19 protein-coding genes are annotated in these 22,215 nt (G+C 38.7%); 12 read left to right on the top strand and 7 right to left on the bottom strand.

Features of this window, described 5'->3' with window-relative positions; translation table 11 throughout:
* The 5 genes from J7E57_RS15065 (at position 1) to J7E57_RS15045 (ending at position 3,405) form a co-directional block, all read left to right on the top strand.
* Positions 1-381, top strand: coding sequence for a DUF6804 family protein (locus tag J7E57_RS15065; protein ID WP_215165483.1), 381 nt, complete (start codon positions 1-3; stop codon positions 379-381).
* Between the two features lie 200 nt (positions 382-581).
* A complete protein-coding gene (locus tag J7E57_RS15060) occupies positions 582-1,745 on the top strand; it encodes a hypothetical protein (protein ID WP_215165476.1) in 1,164 nt (387 codons plus the stop codon).
* A gap of 10 nt (positions 1,746-1,755) precedes the next feature.
* Entirely contained in the window at positions 1,756-2,610 is an 855-nt protein-coding gene (locus J7E57_RS15055; RefSeq protein ID WP_215165474.1) for a hypothetical protein, read from the top strand.
* 76 nt (positions 2,611-2,686) lie between these two features.
* Positions 2,687-2,896: a hypothetical protein gene (locus tag J7E57_RS15050; protein ID WP_215165466.1), complete on the top strand. Its 210-nt coding sequence runs from the start codon at positions 2,687-2,689 to the stop codon at positions 2,894-2,896.
* Positions 2,878-3,405 carry a thermonuclease family protein gene (locus J7E57_RS15045; RefSeq protein ID WP_215165464.1) on the top strand — a complete coding sequence of 176 codons (528 nt, stop codon included), beginning with the start codon at positions 2,878-2,880 and terminating at the stop codon, positions 3,403-3,405. Before J7E57_RS15050 ends, J7E57_RS15045 begins: the two co-directional genes overlap by 19 nt.
* Before the next feature lie 272 nt (positions 3,406-3,677).
* On the opposite strand, the gene J7E57_RS15040 is transcribed toward J7E57_RS15045, so the two are convergent.
* From J7E57_RS15040 to J7E57_RS15025, 4 genes are all read right to left on the bottom strand, one after another.
* Positions 3,678-4,451 carry a helix-turn-helix transcriptional regulator gene (locus tag J7E57_RS15040; RefSeq protein ID WP_317196553.1) on the bottom strand — a complete coding sequence of 258 codons (774 nt, stop codon included), beginning with the start codon at positions 4,449-4,451 and terminating at the stop codon, positions 3,678-3,680.
* Between the two features lie 16 nt (positions 4,452-4,467).
* The gene (locus J7E57_RS15035; protein ID WP_215165460.1) at positions 4,468-5,460 is read right to left on the bottom strand and encodes a haloalkane dehalogenase; all 993 of its coding nucleotides are present in this window, start codon (positions 5,458-5,460) and stop codon (positions 4,468-4,470) included.
* 389 nt (positions 5,461-5,849) lie between these two features.
* Positions 5,850-7,436: a serine hydrolase gene (locus tag J7E57_RS15030; RefSeq protein ID WP_215165458.1), complete on the bottom strand. Its 1,587-nt coding sequence runs from the start codon at positions 7,434-7,436 to the stop codon at positions 5,850-5,852.
* A 228-nt stretch (positions 7,437-7,664) separates the two neighbouring features.
* Positions 7,665-8,276: a GIN domain-containing protein gene (locus tag J7E57_RS15025; protein ID WP_215165456.1), complete on the bottom strand. Its 612-nt coding sequence runs from the start codon at positions 8,274-8,276 to the stop codon at positions 7,665-7,667.
* Between the two features lie 422 nt (positions 8,277-8,698).
* On the opposite strand from J7E57_RS15025, the gene J7E57_RS15020 reads away from it, so the two are divergent.
* Complete coding sequence (locus J7E57_RS15020) at positions 8,699-9,301, top strand: hypothetical protein (protein WP_215165454.1); 603 nt, start codon at positions 8,699-8,701, stop codon at positions 9,299-9,301.
* A 187-nt stretch (positions 9,302-9,488) separates the two neighbouring features.
* Here J7E57_RS15020 and J7E57_RS15015 read toward each other — a convergent pair whose 3' ends face one another.
* The 3 genes from J7E57_RS15015 to J7E57_RS15005 all read right to left on the bottom strand — a co-directional run bounded on the left by J7E57_RS15015 (position 9,489) and on the right by J7E57_RS15005 (position 12,221).
* Positions 9,489-10,613 (bottom strand): sensor histidine kinase, encoded by a 1,125-nt coding sequence (locus J7E57_RS15015; protein ID WP_215165447.1) that lies wholly within the window; start codon positions 10,611-10,613, stop codon positions 9,489-9,491.
* A 205-nt stretch (positions 10,614-10,818) separates the two neighbouring features.
* Positions 10,819-11,553: a LytR/AlgR family response regulator transcription factor gene (locus J7E57_RS15010; protein ID WP_215165445.1), complete on the bottom strand. Its 735-nt coding sequence runs from the start codon at positions 11,551-11,553 to the stop codon at positions 10,819-10,821.
* A gap of 116 nt (positions 11,554-11,669) precedes the next feature.
* Positions 11,670-12,221: a class I SAM-dependent methyltransferase gene (locus J7E57_RS15005; protein WP_215165443.1), complete on the bottom strand. Its 552-nt coding sequence runs from the start codon at positions 12,219-12,221 to the stop codon at positions 11,670-11,672.
* Positions 12,222-12,522: 301 nt separating this feature from the next.
* Between J7E57_RS15005 and J7E57_RS15000 the strand changes: the two genes are divergently transcribed.
* From J7E57_RS15000 to J7E57_RS14975, 6 genes are all read left to right on the top strand, one after another.
* Positions 12,523-14,877: an outer membrane beta-barrel family protein gene (locus tag J7E57_RS15000; protein ID WP_215165441.1), complete on the top strand. Its 2,355-nt coding sequence runs from the start codon at positions 12,523-12,525 to the stop codon at positions 14,875-14,877.
* Between the two features lie 106 nt (positions 14,878-14,983).
* Positions 14,984-15,184: a class I lanthipeptide gene (locus J7E57_RS14995; protein ID WP_215165439.1), complete on the top strand. Its 201-nt coding sequence runs from the start codon at positions 14,984-14,986 to the stop codon at positions 15,182-15,184.
* 120 nt (positions 15,185-15,304) lie between these two features.
* Positions 15,305-18,538 (top strand): lantibiotic dehydratase, encoded by a 3,234-nt coding sequence (locus J7E57_RS14990; RefSeq protein ID WP_215165437.1) that lies wholly within the window; start codon positions 15,305-15,307, stop codon positions 18,536-18,538.
* A gap of 12 nt (positions 18,539-18,550) precedes the next feature.
* Positions 18,551-19,729 (top strand): lanthionine synthetase LanC family protein, encoded by a 1,179-nt coding sequence (locus J7E57_RS14985; protein WP_215165435.1) that lies wholly within the window; start codon positions 18,551-18,553, stop codon positions 19,727-19,729.
* 14 nt (positions 19,730-19,743) lie between these two features.
* Positions 19,744-20,832, top strand: a complete 1,089-nt coding sequence (locus J7E57_RS14980) for a hypothetical protein (protein WP_215165433.1) — start codon at positions 19,744-19,746, stop codon at positions 20,830-20,832.
* Positions 20,833-20,883: 51 nt separating this feature from the next.
* Entirely contained in the window at positions 20,884-22,215 is a 1,332-nt protein-coding gene (locus J7E57_RS14975) for a hypothetical protein (protein ID WP_215165431.1), read from the top strand.

Here is a 22,215-nt window from a genome sequence, read left to right as displayed (position 1 = left end):
ATGAAAGTTTTTCTTGCTATCTGCGCCCTCTGCTGTTTCGCAGCCATATTTAAATTGCCCATCGAATATTACACCTTTCTGAGAACAATAGTTTCGCTAGGCGCATTACTGCTGATTTACATCTGGGTAAAACAAAAACACATCCCATGGGCAATCATTTTTATACTAGTACTTATCCTTTTTAATCCACTCTTCCCCATTTATCTGCACCGAAAAAGCATCTGGATCCCGCTCGATATAATTACCGGCTTGCTCTTTTTACTGATCGCCTTTTATCCTAAAAAACAACCCGCAAAAAAAGAAGAAAAAGCCGCAGAATTTTTACCCATTCAAAAAGCATACGCCAGAGACCGGATTGTTTCGGCGAAGCGAGAAATATAATCATGAATTAATAAATCAAACTCAAAACTTAACGTTATGATTGCCCAAATAGAAGAATTTTTTAACCAAAAAAAGCTGAAGCACCTCAAGATGAAAATGTAGAGATTAAGGAGCCTATTACAGAAGAAGTAGAGGAAGTAAGAAAAAGAACTTACCACGAAGCAGGTTTCAGAGATGGATCGCGAAACAGCGGTAGCCCTTTGGCGCTTTCAATATGCCTGAATGCCATTTATGCCAAATTTCAAAACGAAGAAAAAGAGCTGGTAGAAAAACAGCAATTGGCTAAAGAGCCCTATATTAACGAGCAGAAGACAAAGGAAACGGAAATCAAAACCCTTGCCATCAGTGAAGAAAGCAAAAAACAGCAAATCACCCTGGTTGAAACCAATATCAGAAAGGTAAAAGACAATATCGAAGAATTAAAATTCGAAATTAACGAGCTGGCCAGGGATCCCGAAAAATACCACATCAGCGCTTCAAAAGGTGCCTCAACAAAATTCTGGATCGGTTTAATCATCCTGATGCCTTTAAGCTTGTATTTATTTACTTTTTATATTTCTACCTCTTACTCAGCCTTCTTTAAACCTTTTGATGCAACTAGCACCATTATCATGAATGTACTCGATTCTAAAGCATTCGAAAAGGCCTGGCAGGATGGATCACTCGAAGGTGCTTTTGTAACCTTTATTCCATTCGTGTTTTTAGGCTTAGGCTATTTAATCCATATGTTTGGCGAAGTTAAAAGTGTAAAAAACTATATCAAAATAATAGCACTTTTACTGACCACATTCGTGTTCGATGCCATTCTGGCCTACCAGATTGAAGAAAAAATTTATGATTTGAATAAAAGGGTTGGTGATGCGGATTTTAATATTCCTATTTCCCTTGGAAAAATCCAGTTCTGGGGAATCATCTTTGCAGGTTTTGTGGTGTATTTAATCTGGGGTGTGGTATTCGATTTTATCATGAAAGAGCACCGTGAAAAAGACAAAATAAAACATGAGCAGCTCCGCAGAAAAAAGGACATCCAAATTCATCAGGATAGGATAACGGATATCGAAATGCAAAAAGTGAAACTGATAGAAGAACTTAATGAAATTAAGAAATCATCGTTAGAAGCACAAGGACGCGTTACCTCACTACAACGAATAATTGATGCCGTAATTATTCCCACCAAAGAGTACGTATTGTATGCTTCAGAATACATGCAAGGCTGGATTACATTCATCAATCAGAAACTCCATATTTCTCAATACGAAAAAAGTGCACTCGAAAACGAATGTATTATCTGTTATCACGAAAACCTTAAAAGTGTAGGCGCCAGTGAAGATTCTCAAAATTCTGTTTATGTATCTACCTTATAAACTCATCAAAATGAAACCGAAATTATTAAACACGTTGCTAATCCTCTTCATCACAGCCGCTTTTAGCAAAGAAACTAAAGCGCAAACGCAGAATCTGAACATTAGCTTTTTGCTCGATTTGTCTGACCGGATCGATCCTAAAAAAAACCCCGGCCTTTATCAGCGCGACCTTCAATATATTAAATCCGTAGAAAAGGTTTTTGTAGATCATGTAATGAAAAAGAAGATGCTTCTTTTAAAAGACCAGATGCAGGTATTCTTTAATCCCATTCCCAAAATTACGAACATTGATCAGTTAAGCCAAAGATTAAAGGTTGATTTTAATCCTAAAACGAACAAAAAGGACTTCCAGAATATAAACAGGGTTTATACCGATAATCCAGCTAAAATTTATCAGTATGCCATTAAAGACGGAAATTACGTTGGCTCCGACATCTGGAGATTCTTCAAAAATAATGTACAGCAGTACTGTATTAAACCACAACACCGGAATATTCTGGTGATATTAACTGATGGTTATATGTACCACAAAGATAGTAAAATTGAGATACAAGGTAAAAGTTCTTATATCACTCCAGAATTTCTAAGCTTAAAAAAGCTCAACACTGCAAATTACCAAAGTATAATGAAGAAAAACAACTTAGGCTTTATTTCCTTTCCCTGTAATTTAAAAGACCTCGAAATTATTGTTTTAGGTATTAATCCCTCCATTAAAAATCCTTACGAAGAAGATGTAATTAAGCAATATTGGACAGATTGGTTCAAAGCCATGAAGGTGAAGAAGTTTGATCTGCGAACAACCGACTTAGCTTCTAGCCTGGAGCCTGTAATCAATGATTTCATTCAAGGAAACCATAAGCCATAATTATTTCTACATTTACCATATTCTACTTATACACAGATGTTAATCTTTCATCTTTTTCATAATCAATCCCTCAATCATGAAAACGCTCTCCTTACTCCTTTTTTTCTTTATCAACATTACTTGTAAAGAAAATGCAACCGTGTACATTTGCAACGGTCCTGGCGCTAAAAAATACCACTATACCTCCAATTGCCGCGGTTTAAGCAATTGCACGTATAAAATTATAAAGGAGGAAATAGAAAAAGCCAAAAAAGACGGAAAAACATTATGCGGTTGGGAAAAGTAAGTTTATTGGTTTTATTGTTAACGCTCCAGGCTTGTTTCATTCCGCCAGGCGAAAGCAAACCACTAATAAACTACAACCATCTTATTTTTACCGCCAAAGTAATCCGCATTATGGATGGCGATACCATGGAGGTATTATACCAAAACCAACCCATTAAAATCCGCTTGGCCCATATCGATTGTCCTGAGAAAAGAGGGTCGCAACCTTTTGGCAATCATGCTAAAAAAGCACTCTCTGATTTGTGTTTTGGGCAAATGGTGAGTATACAAGGCCAGAAATACGACCGCTATAAAAGATTAATTGCTGTAGTGATTAACCATAACAAACAAGTGGTGAACCAGGAAATGATTAAACAGGGTATGGCCTGGCATTTTAAAAAATATTCCAGCGATCCGCTGTATGCGCAGTTAGAAATCACCGCTAGGAAAAATAAAATAGGTTTATGGCAAAAAGCCGACGCGGTAGCACCTTGGGCATGGCGGGAAACTAGGCATGCTTTGGCAAAATAGTGCACTATTTCTTGTTGACAAAACCCAATAAATTTTTAAGACAGATTATATTATTAAATAGAACAAATACGGGTATCACTTCAGAATTTTTAGTTGCTGATGAGCTCGCCCGATGGATATAATGTGACACTCGCCCTAGGCAACACTAAATCGATCGAACTCTGTTACATAAGTAAGTAAGCTATCATGATAATGAAATCGGTTGCCGTGTTGGTTGTCGGAACCGCTACATTTGCATTGTGTCTTCAATACGCGGTAGTGTTATTATCGATTTACTTAACAGGCCCGGATACCGTACTCAAAAACTCCTTGGGCGTTTGCCCCGAAAATGCTTTGAAGTTTCTTATAAAGTGTGATTGATCGAAAAAGCCGGCGTTCAATGCAGTGTTAAAAAAGCTGCGGTTAGCGTGTGCCTGGGTTATTAGAGATTTCATGCGAACAATATCCGAAAATTGTTTCGGGGTTGCCCCTACAGTTTTCCTAAATCGTTTCTCAAACGCATCTATACTGATGTAAAGGTTTTTCGACAAATCCTTAACGCTAATTGTTCCATTTGCCATCTTAATTTTTTCTATAGCATTGGCAATTAATCGATCGGGGTGGTTATGACGCAGTTGTGAAATAAAAAAATTCTGTACCAGGCTTACTTTCGCCTGAATCGGTTCCCGTAACGCTATTTGATCCTCTAAGGCCCTCAATTCGGAAGGAGGAAAAAAGTGCGCTAATTCGACGTTGGATTCAAACAATTCATGTAAGGGCAAATCTAAAAAAGCATTGGCTCCACCTTCTTTAAAATGAACAAGTATATTTGCACTGTTTTTGCCATACTCGGCCATTTTGTAGGACTTTCTCAGACCCGATATAGAAAATATGGGTAACAGGGTATTTCCCAACTGGTTATTAAATTGTACCTGTCCCCGCAAACGAAATGCAGCAACCACAGTGGTATCAGGCAACAACCGGTTTACCATACTGTTATTGCTTTCTACAACCATAAAAGTTTTAATGTATGGAAGTAAACACGGTGCAGGTTCAAATATTTGCATACCTAAATTTACTAATTTATCGGAGAAGGCGCAACCAATTCGAAATAGCCGTGCCAATTTCTTCTGCAGAATCTTCCTGTAAATTGTGATGCCCCTTAACAATTAGGTGGGTTTGGTTCGGCCAAAGCATACAAGCTTCTTTTTCGACCTTAGCCAAAGTACCAGGAGTTGCCTCAATAAATAATTTAGGAATACTACTTTTAGCGAGCCAATTACTATTTTCATTGATGATATTAATAATTTCAGCTGGCGTGCCGCCTATAGGCAGCTGACGTGCCCAGCTGAGCATTGCCCGCCTGCCTTCACCTGGCTGGGTAAATGGGCGCCGATATTCCGTCATTTCCTCTTTCGAGAGGGTACGCAATACGGTTCTTGGCAAATTAAACTCGATAAAGGAGTTGTTAATGAGCACCATTTTCTCGCCTTCCTCTACCCTGAGTTTTTGAAAAGTTTCCCGAGCTACTTCTGGCACCTCACTCCATGAACGTGGGCGTGTTAGGGCTTCCATATAAACAATTCCTTTTACGGCATTAGGATGATTCCTTGCCCAATAGAAGACCAATGGCGCCCCCCAGTCATGCACAACAAAAGTAATGTTCTTTCGGATGCCGAGACGGGCGAAAAGTATCTCCAGGTATTTTTCATTATTCATGAAGGTATGGCCTGCTGGATCTGTAAATTTATCAGAGTCGCCCATACCCATCAGGTCTGGAGCAATGCAGCGGCCCGAGTGCTGAAGATGGGGTATAATATTTCGCCAAATATAACTTGATGTAGGATTTCCATGAAGAAAGACAATAGGGTTGCCTTCACCCTTATCATAGTAAGCCATTTTAAGTCCCCGGATGAATTCATACTTCTTTGCAAGGCGAAGGTTGCTTTGCGGAGTATCCGCTTTTTTCTCCATTTTTGACTTTATATTCATTGTCGCATTTTTGAGTGCCTTGTTGGGTACCGATGCCAGTGCCTGTATGGCAACGACCAACAAAGCTGTGTGTATCAATTTCATATTGTTTTTTAAACAAAGTTCATATTCTGCGATTTAGATAAATAGTATAAAATCATTGATTTCAGAGGAGGTTGTTTTAATGGGCAATGCAGGATGGCCATGGCCATACGCTAACGAACCATCAGGAGTAGACGATGTATTGATAAATAGGTTAAATCCTAGGCTTAATCTCTAATACATCATCCATTACTTGATCCTTAACCGAAAACCTTAGTTTCTTTCCACGTTTGGGCAAATCGCATCATTGCTTCTTCTTTTTTCTGCATCTTTAATTCAATACCTTTAGCACACAGTTTTACTATAAGATTGTTTGGATCGTTCCAGTCATTTTAGCAGGTTTTGATATTTTAAAATAATGTGCGCTTTTCAGAAATTGTGGGCGTTAGAAATTACAATTTCTTCGCGTGAATGGTCCGGCCCTGTATAAAAATCATCTCTTTTATTAACCCACTATCATCTTTTACAAATTCCATACTTGCCTGGATCGTTTTAAAAAAAAACTTGTTAGTACTTTCTGCAAAGGCCTCTATCCTGGGCTGCCCGGTTGCCTGTACAAAAACCTTTTTACCCTCACGGCTTACTGTAAGTACAAGTTCGGGAGTTAGCTGGTAATTACCCAGATAACTATTTAGATCCTGCTCAGGAACTTCAGCAAGCTTAACCTTTCTGGTTTTGCTTAAACCCTTAAAACCATATACGGTAGAAATGCTGTTGATCAGTTCCTGAACAATTTCTCCGTTATCTGAATTTACCATAATGATTAAACCATTTCCACCCTCAAAACTGCCATAGTATCCGCCAGTAAATCCGGCATTGCCGGCGCCATGGCCAAAGTACTTTGTCCCATCGTAATTCTCCACAAAAACGCCCAATGCAGCGCCATTGTTATTCATGTACGGACTGAGGCGTAGCTTTGTATCCTGTTGATCAAGAACCTTTGCCGATTTACCCTGGTAGGCCAGCTGGGTCTCGATGATATATTTGGCTAGATCCCTGGGATTTGTCCATAAACCCGCAGCAGCCTGCTCCGGATAAATATGATATTTGCCTTTCACCTCTTTTCCATCCCCGTCGAATCCTGCAGATAACAATTCTTGCCTGATACCCAGGGGTGGCTGCGCAAAAGTGCTGCTGAGCATCCCCAAGGGCTTTAGTACCTGCTCTGTTAAATAGGTTTCGTACCGTTGTCCCGTAATATCGGTGAGTATCAGCTGGGAAATCGTTATTCCCCCTCCGGAATATTCCTGACGGGTTCCAGGAGCGAAAAGTGAACGTACCGCATCTGAATTGGCTGGCGATTCGCCGTTTAAAATCTGGCCGACCGATGGTAGCGGCTTACCCACCTCATAGCCTCCAAAGCCATGCACATTCAACCCTGCGGTATGGCTGAGCAGATTTGCCGTACTGATTTTCTTTCCCTTAGAAATCGAATCGTAAGGGAATTTCCAGCTTTTGAGGTAATTATTGATATCTGCATATAAATCGAGATTCCGGTCCTTAAAGAGCTTCAAGATAGCCAGGCTGTTCAGCGATTTACTGATGGATGCCGCCTGAAAAAGCGTTTTATCGCTTACCGGAATTTTATGTGCTGCATCAGCAAACCCATAACCCTTTGCAAAGTCGACCTTATAATCCTTAATCACGGCAATGCTGAGTCCTTGCACCTTAAAATGTTTCATCCGTTCCTGCAAATTCGAAGGAGCGGAATCGCCGGTCTGGATGTTCTCCGTAAGCCCGTTTTCAACCTGCCTGATCCGCTCCTGCACGGTGGATTGGGCAAGGCTATTGTTAAAAATGAAAATTGCAAAAAACAAAATCAGGCAGGCGGTTAATTTATAGGGTTTCTGATTGGCTCCCTTAAGACTATCATCCTTGATATTAACACTGTTTGAAGTTGCCTTAACAACTTTCAGCCCCTTTTTGGAAAATGAAATGGATACCGAAAAAAGATTTAAGAATAGAATAGGACGTTTCATTTTCAATTAGTTTAAGGTTAAGGCTTAAAACAAAGACGCCCGGAAGCTTCGGAACGTTGCACTGAACCAAAAATAATAATTACCAGGCCAAAAGCAATATTTCTGCGTAGCCATAAAAAACGACCCATGTCCATGGCAAAGACTTGGAATCAATATGTTTCGCACCACATTAACCTTTAAACAAAAAAAGCCACCCAAGGGCAGCTTTAGCTTATCTGATTGATATTTCTATTTTGCTAAATTCATTGCGTTTTGTTCGGCATCCATGATCGCCTGAGAAGCGTATGATGCTGATTTAAGACTGGCAAAGTCAGCTAATTTCACATTTTTCATGTTGCTTGCGATCATTGTACTTTGATCAGCAGTACCATTTAATTTTAATACCGCATCATCCTTAACGATTGTATATAAACTTCCTGCTGTTGTTTTAATTCTCGCTGTAGCACTTTGACCCAAAAATAACTGAAGGTATTTTACATCAAAATTATTGCTGGTTACCACAACCGATTGGCCATAAGCTTCAATTCTTTCTAAATCTTTTACGGTAATATTCAGCGTTACCTGACTTGTTTCCAATGAATTGATAAATAAGGTTTGTCCATCAGTTGATACGGAGGTTTTTGCAGCGTCGTAGTTGCTCATGCCTTCTACATTTTGCTTTTCACCTTGTGTTAAGATGATCTTCACATTCCCGCTCACCCAGATCCTGTTGAATTTTGATAATGAAGAAGTTTTTGTTTCTGCTTTAACTGGCTCAGCGGCAAAAGTTGCCATCGCTGATGAAGTAAATACTACTGCTGTTAATGCTGCTGCGAATAATGTTTTTGCCAAGGTTTTCATATCTTTTATATTTTAGGTTTTTGCTATTGTTTGTTATTAAGACGCAGCCATACACCAAACGTTGCAGGCAAAAACCCGGTATTATACCAGCGTTGGTAATCACTAGACCAACGCCTGTAATTTCTAGACGAAACTTGCAGATGCTCTAGCCAGATTTAAGCAAATCTAGCTATTCTGCTTGCCAGCGGCCTGAAAACTTCTTATCAGAAAACACTCCTTTAGATAAAGTGCTAAAGGAAAATACCGAAATTGTAACACAGGACTTCCGGTTAGTTGAGCGGTTTTTTAGCAGATCAGAAAACTTTCCAGCTACGCGTCAGCGTAGAATAGAGGCAGGATGTCCAGGCAGCTACAAAAAGCATTTGCGTAAACATTTATCGCCTTATTCTTAAAAAGAAGAATTTTCAATATCTTGTCCCATCATGAAAAAACTATTCTTCGCAATGCTGATCCTGTCGCTTTCTCAAATTACAATTGCTTTTTCACAAGAGATTAATACCGACATAACAGGTAAAAAAATGAGTGACTTTATCCGGCTGGAAACTAAACTCAAAGGCAAGGTTTATCAAAAAGGAGGCGATATCATTATTCCTGGCGGGATGGAAATGCCAATACTATACAGGAGGGCACAAAAAGGCATTCCCGATCTCACTATAAATTATATTTTTACAAAAAAAGACTCTGTTATTCACGAAATCCAATACAGCTGGGATCCCAGGAATTTTGAAGAAGGAAAGCCGGCCGCCCAGTCCATCGAATTTGATAAAGCCCTGATTGAAAAATATAACCTTGTATTAAAGGAACTCACTGCCCGCTTCGGTGCATCAGAAGCTAAGGACGATCTGACTGATTTGGCGAAAATTGACACCAACAGAGGCTTGAGAAGATCTGATTCATGGACAACCAAAGACGGAACCAAAATTTATATGTCTACTATCCTTGCCAACCATTATAAGTTTGATGATAGCGACAATGGTAATCCCTTACATAAAATAAACATTTATGTTACCGCTAAGCGAAAGTAGCATGCAAAGAAACGTTTACATCTCAATGATCAATTCTTTTTCATAACCGTCATATTTTTCAGCCAGATAGCCACTGTCTGCTCATTCAACAGAAATATTGGGAGTAGCGGTTTATGAGCATATAATCGTATTGCTTACAGATATTACCACTTTATCGATGATGGAGTGATTTAAACGCACTGCATTGCTAACCACGTTCCTGTATTGGAATAATGATATCTACAAGAAACTCATTATCGATTTCTTTGTAATTCATGTTTCCATTTAGCCCGTTATGGTCGGCCAGTCTTTTTTGTAAGTTCGTTAGTCCGGTCCCTAAACTAAGAGACTTTTTCTTTTTGGAAATCAAATTCTTAGTGGTAATGATTAAAGTGTTGTTCAATATTGCTATTTTAAGTACTCCTGGGTTATTTGCATTTGATAAATCTCCATGTTTGTACATATTTTCTACTATCGTAAGCAGCAATAAAGGAATCAACATGATATGCTCAAATCCAGATTCCACCTCGATCTGAAAATTGAATTCTGTCCCTTTCAAAGTCTTGAGAATACTGATCAGGTCATACACCTGGGTTAACTCTTCATTCAATAATACCTTTTCGGTATCCTGGCTGGTTTCGACAGCATACCTCATTAACGAGGTAAGCGCAACAATTACATCGCCCGCAATAGAATCGCTTTTCCTTATTCGCCGGTGAACGAAACTAAGCGTATTAAAAAGAAAATGAGGATTCACCTGGGCTCTTAAATGCGCATTCTGTGCTAATAACAGATTTTTTTCAGCGATTTCCTTTTCAACAATTTGTTGCAACCTATCTCTCTCGATTTCCTCAGCTTTTTTTCTTTCATTTATATATTGCCGCAAAAACCAATAACCCGTTGAGACAATGATAAAAAAGATAGAACGGTAGATAGCGCTTGCTATAAATTTTTCATTTATTCCAAATAATTCTTTTATCGAAGCCTGATTATAGTCAGTAAAAAAATGATTTAATATTGCTAACAAAGGAATATAAACCAGGATTTCGACGATGATTTGCAGTGTAACTGCTAATATATAAAAACGCTTTTTGGCAAATTTTTTCATCATCCAGTAGTGAAAATAAAAAAGCGAAATGTTGAGCGTGTAATGCACAATGTAATTTTCTGCTTTTCCAAATCTGCCTGCAAAAACCCCGGTAAGACCAGATTCATACATAATATAAATTACCCAAAATACCAGGTGAATTTTATAATGCCTTAGCCACTCCCACAAGAATTGGATCATCCCAAATTTATTCCTTTTCATATCATATTCTACCCTGTTCGTCATATCAGGTTGACTTAGTTTAAGGATGCATTTAAGTTTCCCAAAAATTTAACGCTATGAAGACGACAAAACTTAAAAAAAAAACAGTTTTTACTTACAAATCAATTAAAGGGGAAAAGAAATTCCCTTCAGACCCGACAACTGATACGCTGACGCATACGGTTACTGGTCATAGTTTTGTTTAATTGATGCTTAAGCCCGCTGCAGATCACTGTTTATTTGTGGCGGACTTTAAAATTTTATCATTTAAAAACTCATTGATCGTTTTCCTATAATTTTCTCCGATAGTGAATTTACTTCCATTACTCATTGTCAACGTATTTCCCTCGATGGAATTGATATGGCGTTTCGATATCAAAAAACTTCTGTGAAGTTGCATAAAGCCATTCTTTTCCCCAAATATTTCTTTCGCTTCTTTAAGTTTCAAATGCGTAACTATTTTGATGGTATTGGTATAAATGCGGACGTAATTTGCCAAACTCTCTATTGCGACGATATCTTCAAATTTCACTTTTACCAACTTTAAATCCTCGTTCTTGTTTTTGACATATATATAATCATCCTCCGCACTTCCTGATGACAGATGATTATGGAGAAATTTGCTGATCGCGGAAATAAACTTGGCATAATTAAATGGCTTAAGAAGAAAAGCGTCAGCATCCACTTCGAAGGCATTCAGTGCATATTTTGCATGGCTAGTGGTAAAGATTAAACGCCGCACTTTAGCTCTAATTAATTTTGACAGATCAATTCCGTTTAGATCAGGCATATCAACATCCATAAATACAAAATCAATGTTCTGATTTTTGTTGATAAAGTTCAAAGCATCAAGCGGACTGCTGAATGATTCGATAAGTTTTAAGTCGGGGGTATTAGCTATATATTCTGTTATTTCCTCGATCGCCTCTAATTCATCATCAATAACAACGCATTTCCATTTCATAATTAATAAGTTTTCAATTTGCTTAAACGGTAAATATAGTTGGTTTAAATTTCATTACTAAAATATATCTGAACAGTATCGGCCGCCCTAAGGATTTATCATTTTATGCAAAATTTTTAGAAGGTATAGCAACAACAGTACCATGTGCCCCGTTCATTGGTGGTATCCGTTTGAATCATTAGTTGAAAAGACTTGTTTATTTCATTTAAGAGTATGTCATTTGCTGTGGTCTTATATATAGAAAGGACCATCATTCCCCCCTTCCGCAAAAACTTAGCATACCGCTCGAAGAGCTGAATTGGCGTAGGAGAATAGTAGATGGATTCGTTAAAGATAATCAGGTCGAAATCAGTTGGCGGATTATATGCCTCCATATCTTCAACAGCGTACGTTACATTTAAACTGGTTAATTTGCTTGCCTTTTCAATGGCGACTGTTGAGATATCGATCCCCAAAAATAAACCATAACTGGATTTTTCAAGTTTTTGCTGCAGTAGTCCTTCACCACATCCAATTTCCAGTACTTTAGGTTTTTTTGACTCAAGGTTGTAGATGACAGTCCTCACGGCCTCAAATCTCTGGTATTCTAAGGGAGATTTTAACACATCCCATTGTCCAGTCGAGTATTGGTGATCCCAGAATTGCTGTTTTTTTATATTAAATGCCATTGTAATTAGATTTTTTATGGAATAATTGAAGTTACGATGTGTTTTTTCTAATTGTTGTTTTTTAGTTTTTTTTATCCGACAGTTAGTAACAATCCCTAAGATGTCTTATCCCAGAAAGCACCCTTTTGATACCGTTTTTTAGGCTATATATCAAAAACATTTTGGTTGAGTGTATTAATGTATGAAATTGATAACCAAACATTTAAATATAATAAAAAACTAAACTTCGGGTATGATTTTAAAATAAAGTAAGCAACATAAGAATAAAACCCATGTCCTTTATAAGGATAACTTATCAACTATGAAAACTTACGCAACTTTACTTTTTACAATCCTTTGCTTTGCTAATATCTATTGTTTTGGGCAATTCAATATCCGAGGTCAGATCAATGATACAACAAAACGACCTATTGCTGATGTTTCACTAAAACTTATGAGAGATACCAATGTCCTCACAACGACTTTTTCTGATATGAACGGTAAATTTATTTTCAATGCTGTTAATCCGGGACAATATACCATTGTTGCAAGCTTTATAGGGAGGGAAGAAATACGTACCAGCCTAAAAGTATATGGAGACACCACAATATCATTATACCTGCAAAAAAGCACAGATGTGATCTTGAAGGGCGTAACAATAACGGCAAATAAACCATTATTGGAGCGAAAAATTGACAGGATAGTTTTTAATGTAAGCAATTCTATAGCTGCCAAAGGAACAGACCTGACGCAGGCGCTCGCTTTGACACCTATGCTTAGGGTAGATGGCAGTGGGATATCGATTTCAGGAAAAAGTGGTGTTTCGATAATGATCAATGAAAGAATTGTCAATATAGGTGGTGCAGACCTTGTCAACTATTTGAAGTCCCTCAGGTCAGACGACGTTGAAAAGATAGAAGTATTAACGACACCGCCGGCGAAGTATGAGGCACAGGGCAATAGCGGCATGATCAATATTGTTCTTAAAAGCAATCCAAATTTGGGATGGAGTGGCGATATAAGCGCTACCTACGCACAAACTACTTATCCAGCAAATGCTAATAGCCTAAATATAAATTTTCAATCCAAAAAATTTGCCATTTCAGGAAAGCTTAGGCAGAATTACAGAAAAACCAGGCCAACTGAAGAGTTCGACGTAATAGGAGAAAATTCTATTTTAAGCAGCGACAAACGAAAGGATATACAGCGTGGAGCTGGGTTAAACCTTTCCATGGATTACAAGGCAACTGACAAAGCAAATTTTGGCTTAATCTACGACATTGGGAAAACCAGCTATAAGATGCAGATTGAAAATTCCTCAGTTTATAAAACAGCTCAAAACATTGACTCCATTCTAAATACTTACTCTAACCATTTCAATCCTTCTTTATCTCAGACCTTAAATGTCTATTATGACCAGAAACTGGGTAAAAAGGGAAAAAAGCTGAGCTCGGGGTTTAATTATTTTTCAACCAGGCCAGAAACGACAGTTGACTTTTCTACATTTTCAAACCGCAATGGAATTGACGAGCAGGTTAGGAATACCAGTGCATTGAATTACAATATCTGGTCTGCACAGAGCGATCTCACTTTGCCTTACAAATGGGCTTCTATGGAGGCCGGCGTTAAGTTCACGAATTTTGTTAATGATTCTGATGTAGGATATTTCAATTTACTAAATGACAGCTTTGTACTGGACCCTACAAAAGCCAATATATTTGAATATACAGAACAGAACTTTGCCGCCTATTATAGTATGCAAAGCGATTTCGGCAAGAAATGGTCAGCTAAGGCAGGCTTAAGATATGAATATTCTACTGTTAACGGCAACTCACCAACCACAGGAGATGAAACGAAACGGAACTATGGTAGATTATTCCCTTCTCTTTACCTTAGTTATAAGCTAAATCAAAACAATACCTTATCTGCAACCTATTCTAAAAGGATAAACAGACCAAACTTCCGCGCACTTAATCCTTTCCGTTGGTATACAAATCCATATACCTACTCTACTGGAAATCCAACATTGCAACCCTCATACAATCATAACTCCGAAGTTTCCTATTTATATAAGGACATGTTTTCGCTAACGCTTTATATGCAGAAACTTGTTGATGGTTACGGGCGTATCGTGACAGTTAATGAGGCTTTAAAAGTTGTTGATTACAGGAATTATCTAACTCAATATAGCAGTGGATTGGAGGCAACCTTTGCTGTTAAGTTTTTCCCCTGGTGGGAAAACCGTGAATTTGTCAGTTTAAATTTTGTGAAAGCAAAATCTTCTATTGCAGATGTGCTGCTCGAAGATGGTGCTGCTGTATACTATAATATTTTTAACAGTCTTAAAATTAATAGAACCTTTAGCGCGACTGCCAATTTCTGGCACTCCTTACCCGCTACCCAGGGAAATGTTTACAGCGAAGGAAGAAGTTTTCTTTCCGCAGGACTCAGGGTATCATTGCTAGACGGTAAGCTGCAACTCAACGCATCAGCAGAAGACATTTTAAAAGGTACCGTAAGTAGGGGCAAAGTGTATTACAGCACTTTTATCCAGAATTACAACAATTACTATGATAGCAGGAGGTTTAGCTTAACAGCGAGTTACAGCTTCGGGAAAGCTAAAGTAAAAGGCAATCGAAAACAGATCACGTTTAAAGAAACCCAAAGGGTTAATTAAGATTCATTAAGGAAATTACATAGGTATATAAAAAAAATTGTAGCGCAACAATAGGCGTATCTCGAAAAGCCTGAAAAGAGTAGAGGCTAAATTAAAAACAAATATCATGAAAAAAATTAATCTAGATCCACTAGCATTGGACAGAGAAACAATTGCAAAACTAGACGAAAGACAGTTACAGGAAATCGTTGGCGGTTCAGTTGAAAATTTTGCAGCAACATCAGGAGTTTGCACAGGCGGCAGTACTGACTGTTCTGGCGGAACCTCTGGGGATTGTACCAGTGGACCTACTACTTGCTTCGTTTAGACCGGGAAGTGAAGTAATCTTGAGCCATGGAGCATTCATGCTCCATGGCCTCTTACCGACAGCTTGTTAATTAAAAGAGGGCGCTACCCAAATCCTATGATTGTCAATCATTCCAGTCAAATGAAAGCGAATAAAAAACAAAATATCCCTATTGTTTCTGAAGAAAGATTCTTCCCATATGACTTTTTTTTACTGAGGGCTCCAGCCTTTTCAATTGAATCGGTATTTAGGTTAAACGATATTTTAAACCAACTCGAAAAAGATCCGGACAGCCTCATAATAATCGACCGCTTAAAAAAAGAATTTTCCCATCCATTATTTGTTGAAGCCATCTTTTTCGCCTCAAATGATTTATACATTGCCCTTACCGGATGGCTCAAAGGAAAACAGATCGATTCGGCGAAGCTTAGCAGGATGCTCAGCTCTTTACATCGCTATTATTCTAGAATGTGTACCCGATGTACTCCCTATGGCATGTTTGCAGGGTGTGCCACCGGAGAAATCTCTGAAGCTCCGAGCAAAATCGAGTTTGCAGAAAAAAAGGTGGATCGACACGTTCGGTTCAACATGGATTTTATTGGTGAGATTGCACAGTCTGTTGCTAAAAAAGGTACCATCCGGGAACAGGCCCTTTATCATTTAAATAACTCAATTTATAAAGTTGATAACAAGTTAATATTCGTAGAACGCCTCATTGATAATGGGCGCAGCACTTATGTATTAAGTGCACTTACATCGTCTCCGTTTATTGAAAAAGTGCTAACAGCTACTTCTGAGGGCCTGACCATAGCCCAGCTGGAGGCTATTGTTCAAGATGGGAACCTATCGCCCCAAAGCGTTTCCATATTCATAAACCGCCTTATCGATATGCAAGTGCTCGTTACGGAACTTACACCAACTGTTACAGGGGAGGACTTTGTGAAAAAATTTCTTTTACGCCTCGGAGAAATGGATCCTAGTGATACTGTTTATATTTCTCTGAAAAAAGCCTTCGATGTCATAAGTAAAAAAAACATAAAGTTATCAGATTTCGTAAAAGCAAAAAAAATACTCGAACCATTGGTTACCCGGAATATCAACGCGCTGCAGGAAGATCTTCATTATAAAATGAACCAAAATCATTTGAACGTTAAACGCCTGGCAGATATCATGGAAATATCCTACAGGCTTTGGCAAACAACTACTTTCAGTACTCCATCGAAGCTCACGGAATTTAGCGAGAAATTTTTGGCGAGATATGAGCAAAGAGAAATTCCATTGACTATTGCAATAGATCCCGATTATGGGATTGGGTACGGGCTTGCCACAAGCGGCATAGCTGAAGATCTTCCCCTGCTGACCGGATTAGCATTAAAAGCACCTTCATCTGACACCCACACCTCAAAGTCGGCTTTTTCCAAACTTTTATCAGAAAAGATGAAGATTTTCTATAACGAAAAATCAGATGTGCTGCACCTCACCGAATCAGATATAGATGGCCTTATAAACGCCAATCCGCCCTCAGAACTTTCACAACGGAATAGTGCCTACATTTTTGGAAGTCTGCTCTGTTCAAGCAGTGATGATCTTGATAAGGGAAATTATAAATTTATAGCGAATCAATTACATGCCTTCTCAACCGCAAGATTGATGGGTCGTTTCGCGCTCGGAGAAAAGAAACTCGAGGAGAAACTCTTGCAATGCATGCAGGATGAGCAATCAGCAAATCCAGATTTAATACTTGCGGAAGTCGTTCACATGCCAGACGGAAATAGTGCAAATGTTGTGCTTCGGCCTGTTTTGAGAAAACATGAAATACCTTACCTGTGCAATTCAGCAGTTGATAAAAAATACCAGATTGATATCAGTGACTTAATGGTTTCCGTTCGGAATCAACGTGTAGTTCTCCGCTCACTCAAACTTGGGAAAGAAATTTTGCCACAGTTAACCAATGCGCATAATGTCCAGCTCAGCCAACCAATATATCGGTTTCTATCAGATATAAGAGCTCAACGGGTTAGCCAGGGGTTTTCCTGGGAATGGCGGGAATACCATCATGAGCCCTATCTTCCAAGAGTCGAGTACAAAAACTTCATCCTGTCAAGAGCCAGATGGATGATTAAACAGGAACAGACTTGCGCAATTAGCAACACGGATGAGATTAAACAGTATATTGACCGCCTCCGGAAGCAACTCAGCTTACCCCGCTACCTCGTGTTAGCACAGGATGCCGATAACGAACTGTTTATTGACCTGGAAAATGCGATGTGCCGCAACCATATAATCCGGCGGTTGAAAAATCAAGACATCTTTTTATTTGAATATCTCAACTTACCCGAAAATAGCTTTGTTAAAGATGATTCTGGAAGTTACAACAATCAACTGATCATCCCTATCGGCACAAGGCTGCCAATTTTTAAAGAAAAGCTAATTCTTGCCAGTCCGAATACACATGAGGTACAAAGAAGCTTCGCTCCGGGGGGTGAATGGTTATATCTCAAAATATATGGAGGCGGTAAGTCTCTTGAAAAGCTACTCATTGAGTTAATAAACCCTTTTGCACGGCAGGCCTTTGCGGATGAAACTATTGACAAATGGTTTTTCATCCGTTACAACGATCCCAACACGCATTTACGCATTCGTTTCCATAAATCACCTGCCTCAATCCACTGGCACATGTTATTGCCTGATCTTTCGGAAAAGCTTGCAAAATACCTTGAATTGGGGGTTGTCCACAATATTGTCGTAGACACCTACGAGAGAGAGATTGAACGTTACGGTCCACTTACCATTGAACGAAGTGAAGATTTATTTTGTGCTGATAGTACCGCAATCTGCGATTTTCTCGACGAAGTTGAAACCGAAAAAAAGGAACAGATGCGCTGGCAAATGGGAATCCTTGGAATTGATAGTTTATTGGATGATTTTTCACTTTCCCTAAGTGGAAAACTAGAGATAATGAAGAGCCTGAAAGAAGTTTTTACAAATGAATTCGGCAATGGCATCAAAGATGATATCGGGAGGTTAGAGTATTCATTAAACAATAAGTTTCGCATTGATCTGCCACATATCAAAGCCATACTGGATGATGATTCAAAGGAAAACTTTCCGTTGATTAAAGACTGTTTACGCCAAAGATCCTTTACTAATAAAAAGATTATAGAAGAGTTAATAAGGTGCCTGTCTTATCAGAAAAGCAATATAGAGATTATCAATCAGTTAATTGCCAGCTACATTCATATGTTTATTAATAGGTTGTTCATATCCAGGCAAAGGGCTCATGAATTGGTCTTATACCATTACTTAACAAAATACTATAAATCCCAGCTCTCAAGAAAAGAAAGGGATACACGATTCTCTTGTCTTGAGAAATAGCAATTAGTGAAAATGACTGAGATAAACCGAATATATATTGAAAAAATTAAAAATGTCCTTGATTCCAAGGGCGACGTCGCAGGCAGTTTGTCTTACGAAACAGGACTTCTGGGAAAGGCGCTATTCTATTTCTACTATGCCCGCTACACAAATGACACCTCATATATTGACAAAGCACAGGAAAATTTTTCGGATGCTTTAAGCGCTCTTGACCTGGAAAACTTCAAGCCCCTATACAGAACAGATTCGCTTGATTCCCATTTGGCTCACCTGGGAAGGTTCATTACCTTTTGTAATGACAATGGCTTTCTCGAACTGGACGACGCTGATTATTTGTCAAAAATAGATGATGTACTTTTCAGTCTGATGGAGAGCAAAATTTCCTCAGGTAACTTTGATCTAAACAACGGAGCCTTGGCAGCAGGATATCATTACCTGTCCAGGTATCCAAAGATATCGAAAGCTGGCGAGCACCTTGGTAGATTAGTCAAGGGAATCTTGGAAAAAGCAAAAACAGACCTAGATGGTGACTGTTTTTGGGAACTTCCCGTAATGGGAAACCGGGTGTATTTAGGCATATCACATGGAAGTGCATTGATAATTTCCTTTCTTGTAAATGTCTACGAGAAAGGTATAGAAAAAGAAATCTGTGCCGGGCTGATAAAGAAGGCCAGCCACTTTGTTCTTAAGCAAAAGTTCAGGTTTGAAAAGGGCCTTTTCCCCAACTACATTGGTGATGTAGAAGATGATCGCAAACAATTCTCGCTTTGCTATGGCGATATTGGCATTGGTTATGCCCTTTATCGTGCAGGGGATATTTTGGGAGAAAACCGCTTAAAACTAACAGCACAGGAAATATTAGATGACTGCTTGGAACGCAAACGTGAAGACAGACTTACCCTGGATGCCAGCATTATTTATGGTGCTGCCGGGCTGGCAGAAACGTTCGACAAACTTTATCGCCTGAATCAGGACCTTCGTTTTAAGAAAGCAAGTGAATACTGGTATAACAGCATTCCTTCATATGCAATTCACAATGATGAATATGCCGGGTACAAGACAAGGATTAATAATGCAGGGGATCTCTGGAATATCAGTTTCGGCTGGGGGATTATTGGTATCGGAATATCATTAATGCGCAGTGAGGATAACAAACTCCCTCCCATTGATGCCCTGCTTTCGGTAGCTTAACAACAACTAGATATATGACTAAAAGCAATTTATCACTACACCTGCATTTAGATAAACTCTTGGAAAAATGCAACCATTTTCCGGCCTCTACCAAAGTTTCAAACATGGTTTATAACTTCAATAAGTTAATGAACATTCTTCAGAAAAAGGAGGTTTTTGGACTGGTCGGGAATCAACAGCTTATCGACCAAACCCATTCTTTATCTATGCGGTTTATGCCGATAGCCCAAGATATAGTTACAGCTGGCTCCAAAGCCCCGTCTTTAGAAGCCTACGATCTACTTCAGGAAGAAATTGAACAAACACTTTCTTCAGATATGTATGTCTTTGCAAAACAGTGGGGGCTTTCGGTGAAAGCATTGCATTTTTATAAGTTAGGAAATTATGATAAAGCCTTCGATTTCTCGCTCGAATGTGTCATATTAAACGATTATTTAATTCAACAAGGCCTGTTTACCTTACTCTTTAGGGCTGCAGAGCAGAATAAAAACATATCCCGGGTATTTTTTCGGAGCGGTCAATGGGAGAAAGGTGCCCAGCTTGGAAAGGACCTTTTGTCCTACCTATTTAATGGTAAAAAAGGCTGTCTGTATGGAAAAATTTTTGCCGATAAAGCTGTCTGGAAAGAAATTCCGTACGTAAGAGAGGGATATGCCTATGAATGTTTCAATGCCCTGGTTTCACTCATGATACATTTCGAGCGGAGATCGGCAAAGGAAGAAAAAGATGTATTTGGCAAAATGTTTAAAGGCTTGAGATTCAAAATCAATACACCTGACAGGCAAATTCTTGCACACTGGATATATATCAAGGAACTTTATTATAATCAGAACTATACCCGGTTTCTATCAGAGTTGATTCAATTTATGCAGGAGCCCACTAGCATACAGTTTGATATATTAAAAATTTCCATCTTATCGGATGCCGTCAAATTGGCCTCTACACCAGACTATCCAAACTCCGTGGCCCTTATGGATAAACTTAATGTGCTCCTTGAAACTGAACTCAAGGCTAATGATTTCTTTAAACGGGACATCAGTGCAACGAATCTCGTTTTCCTGGAGAATGAACGCCCAAATATAAGTGCTTCGAGAGCCTCTTAGCCCAAAAGGTTGCATCACAGCTTAATTTAATCAACACGGAAAACTCCCGATATGAAAGCCATACCAAGTTATATTATCAACTTAAAGAAGAGGGAAGACAGAAAAAATCACGCTTTGCTTGAATTTTCTTCTCGCAAGGAATTCGAAGTTAACATAGTTGATGCATGCGAACACCAGGATGGAGCATACGGACTGTGGATAACGCTATCCAGAATTATCGAGATGCAAAAAAACAAGGATGATAATTTTATCTTAATTTGTGAAGACGACCATTGTTTTACAGGTGAATATTCAACAGAAAAACTTCGTAATGCTATTGAACATGCAGATGCATTAGGCGCAGACCTGCTTTGTGGGGGTTTAAGCTGGCTAAGTAATGGGGTAATGATATCATCTGAAATTCTTTGGATCGAGCGGTTTTCAGGACTCCAGTTTACAATCGTTTTTCGGCGATTTTTTGAGACAATATTAAATACGGCCTTTAACAAAGGCGAGGCCGCCGATACCAAGCTGTCTTTTCTTACTTCAAAAAAATATTGCATCTTTCCATTTGTCTCCATCCAGAAATACTTCGGTTACTCCGACGTTACAGACTGGAACAATAGGGACGGAAGGGTGGAGCAACTGTTTGCTAATAGTCTAAAAAAAGCCGGAGCAATTAAGTATGTGACTGATCACTATAACCGAATTAAGCAAACCGGCGGACAGCTTCAGACTATAGCCCCTAACGCTGAGGCGTTACCAGTTATTGTTTTTGAAAAACCCAGCGATGCAATCACTGCAGGTCATCTACCTTTTCACCGGGATAACGGGTTTAACGTCATGTCAGTAATTCCTGCAGGCAGTTCAGAACACTCAAAACTTATAAAACTTCAGGAGGTAATAAAAAAAGTTACTCTTCAAGGTGGAAATATGATTATTCTTTGGCAGAACGATCATTTCCTTCAACAAAATTATTCAATATCGCGTTTGAAAAATATATTGACATCAGCCCAGGAATTAGGAACGGAAATTCTGTGTGGTTCTCTCGACGACTTTGATCTTGCTGTACCAATAAATAACAATCTTTTATGGATAAGCAGTTTTAAAGAAGCAGGTTTACTGGTTATCTATAAAAATCTTTTTGATAAAATTAACAATCTGGCTATCGAAGGAAATTCAACAATGGAGTCCTTGCTTTCAAGATCTACTGTAAACAAAATATCTGTCCATCCGTTTATTGTTTCTTCAGCTAAAAAACAATACCTGAAAGCGGAGGTATATCTTACCGAGTTTTCTAAATACAGGGATCCGGATTCGCGGATTGAACTGGCTAAGCAAGCGCATTATTTAGGAGAGTCGATTCCACATAGGGCTAAAACACCCTTAACCCATAAACTGTAA

It is taken from the genome of Pedobacter sp. ISL-64, from assembly GCF_018613605.1.
Classification (GTDB): domain Bacteria; phylum Bacteroidota; class Bacteroidia; order Sphingobacteriales; family Sphingobacteriaceae; genus Pedobacter.
The sequence above is the reverse complement of the archived record's forward strand: the minus strand, read 5'-3'. Positions and strand labels throughout refer to the sequence as shown.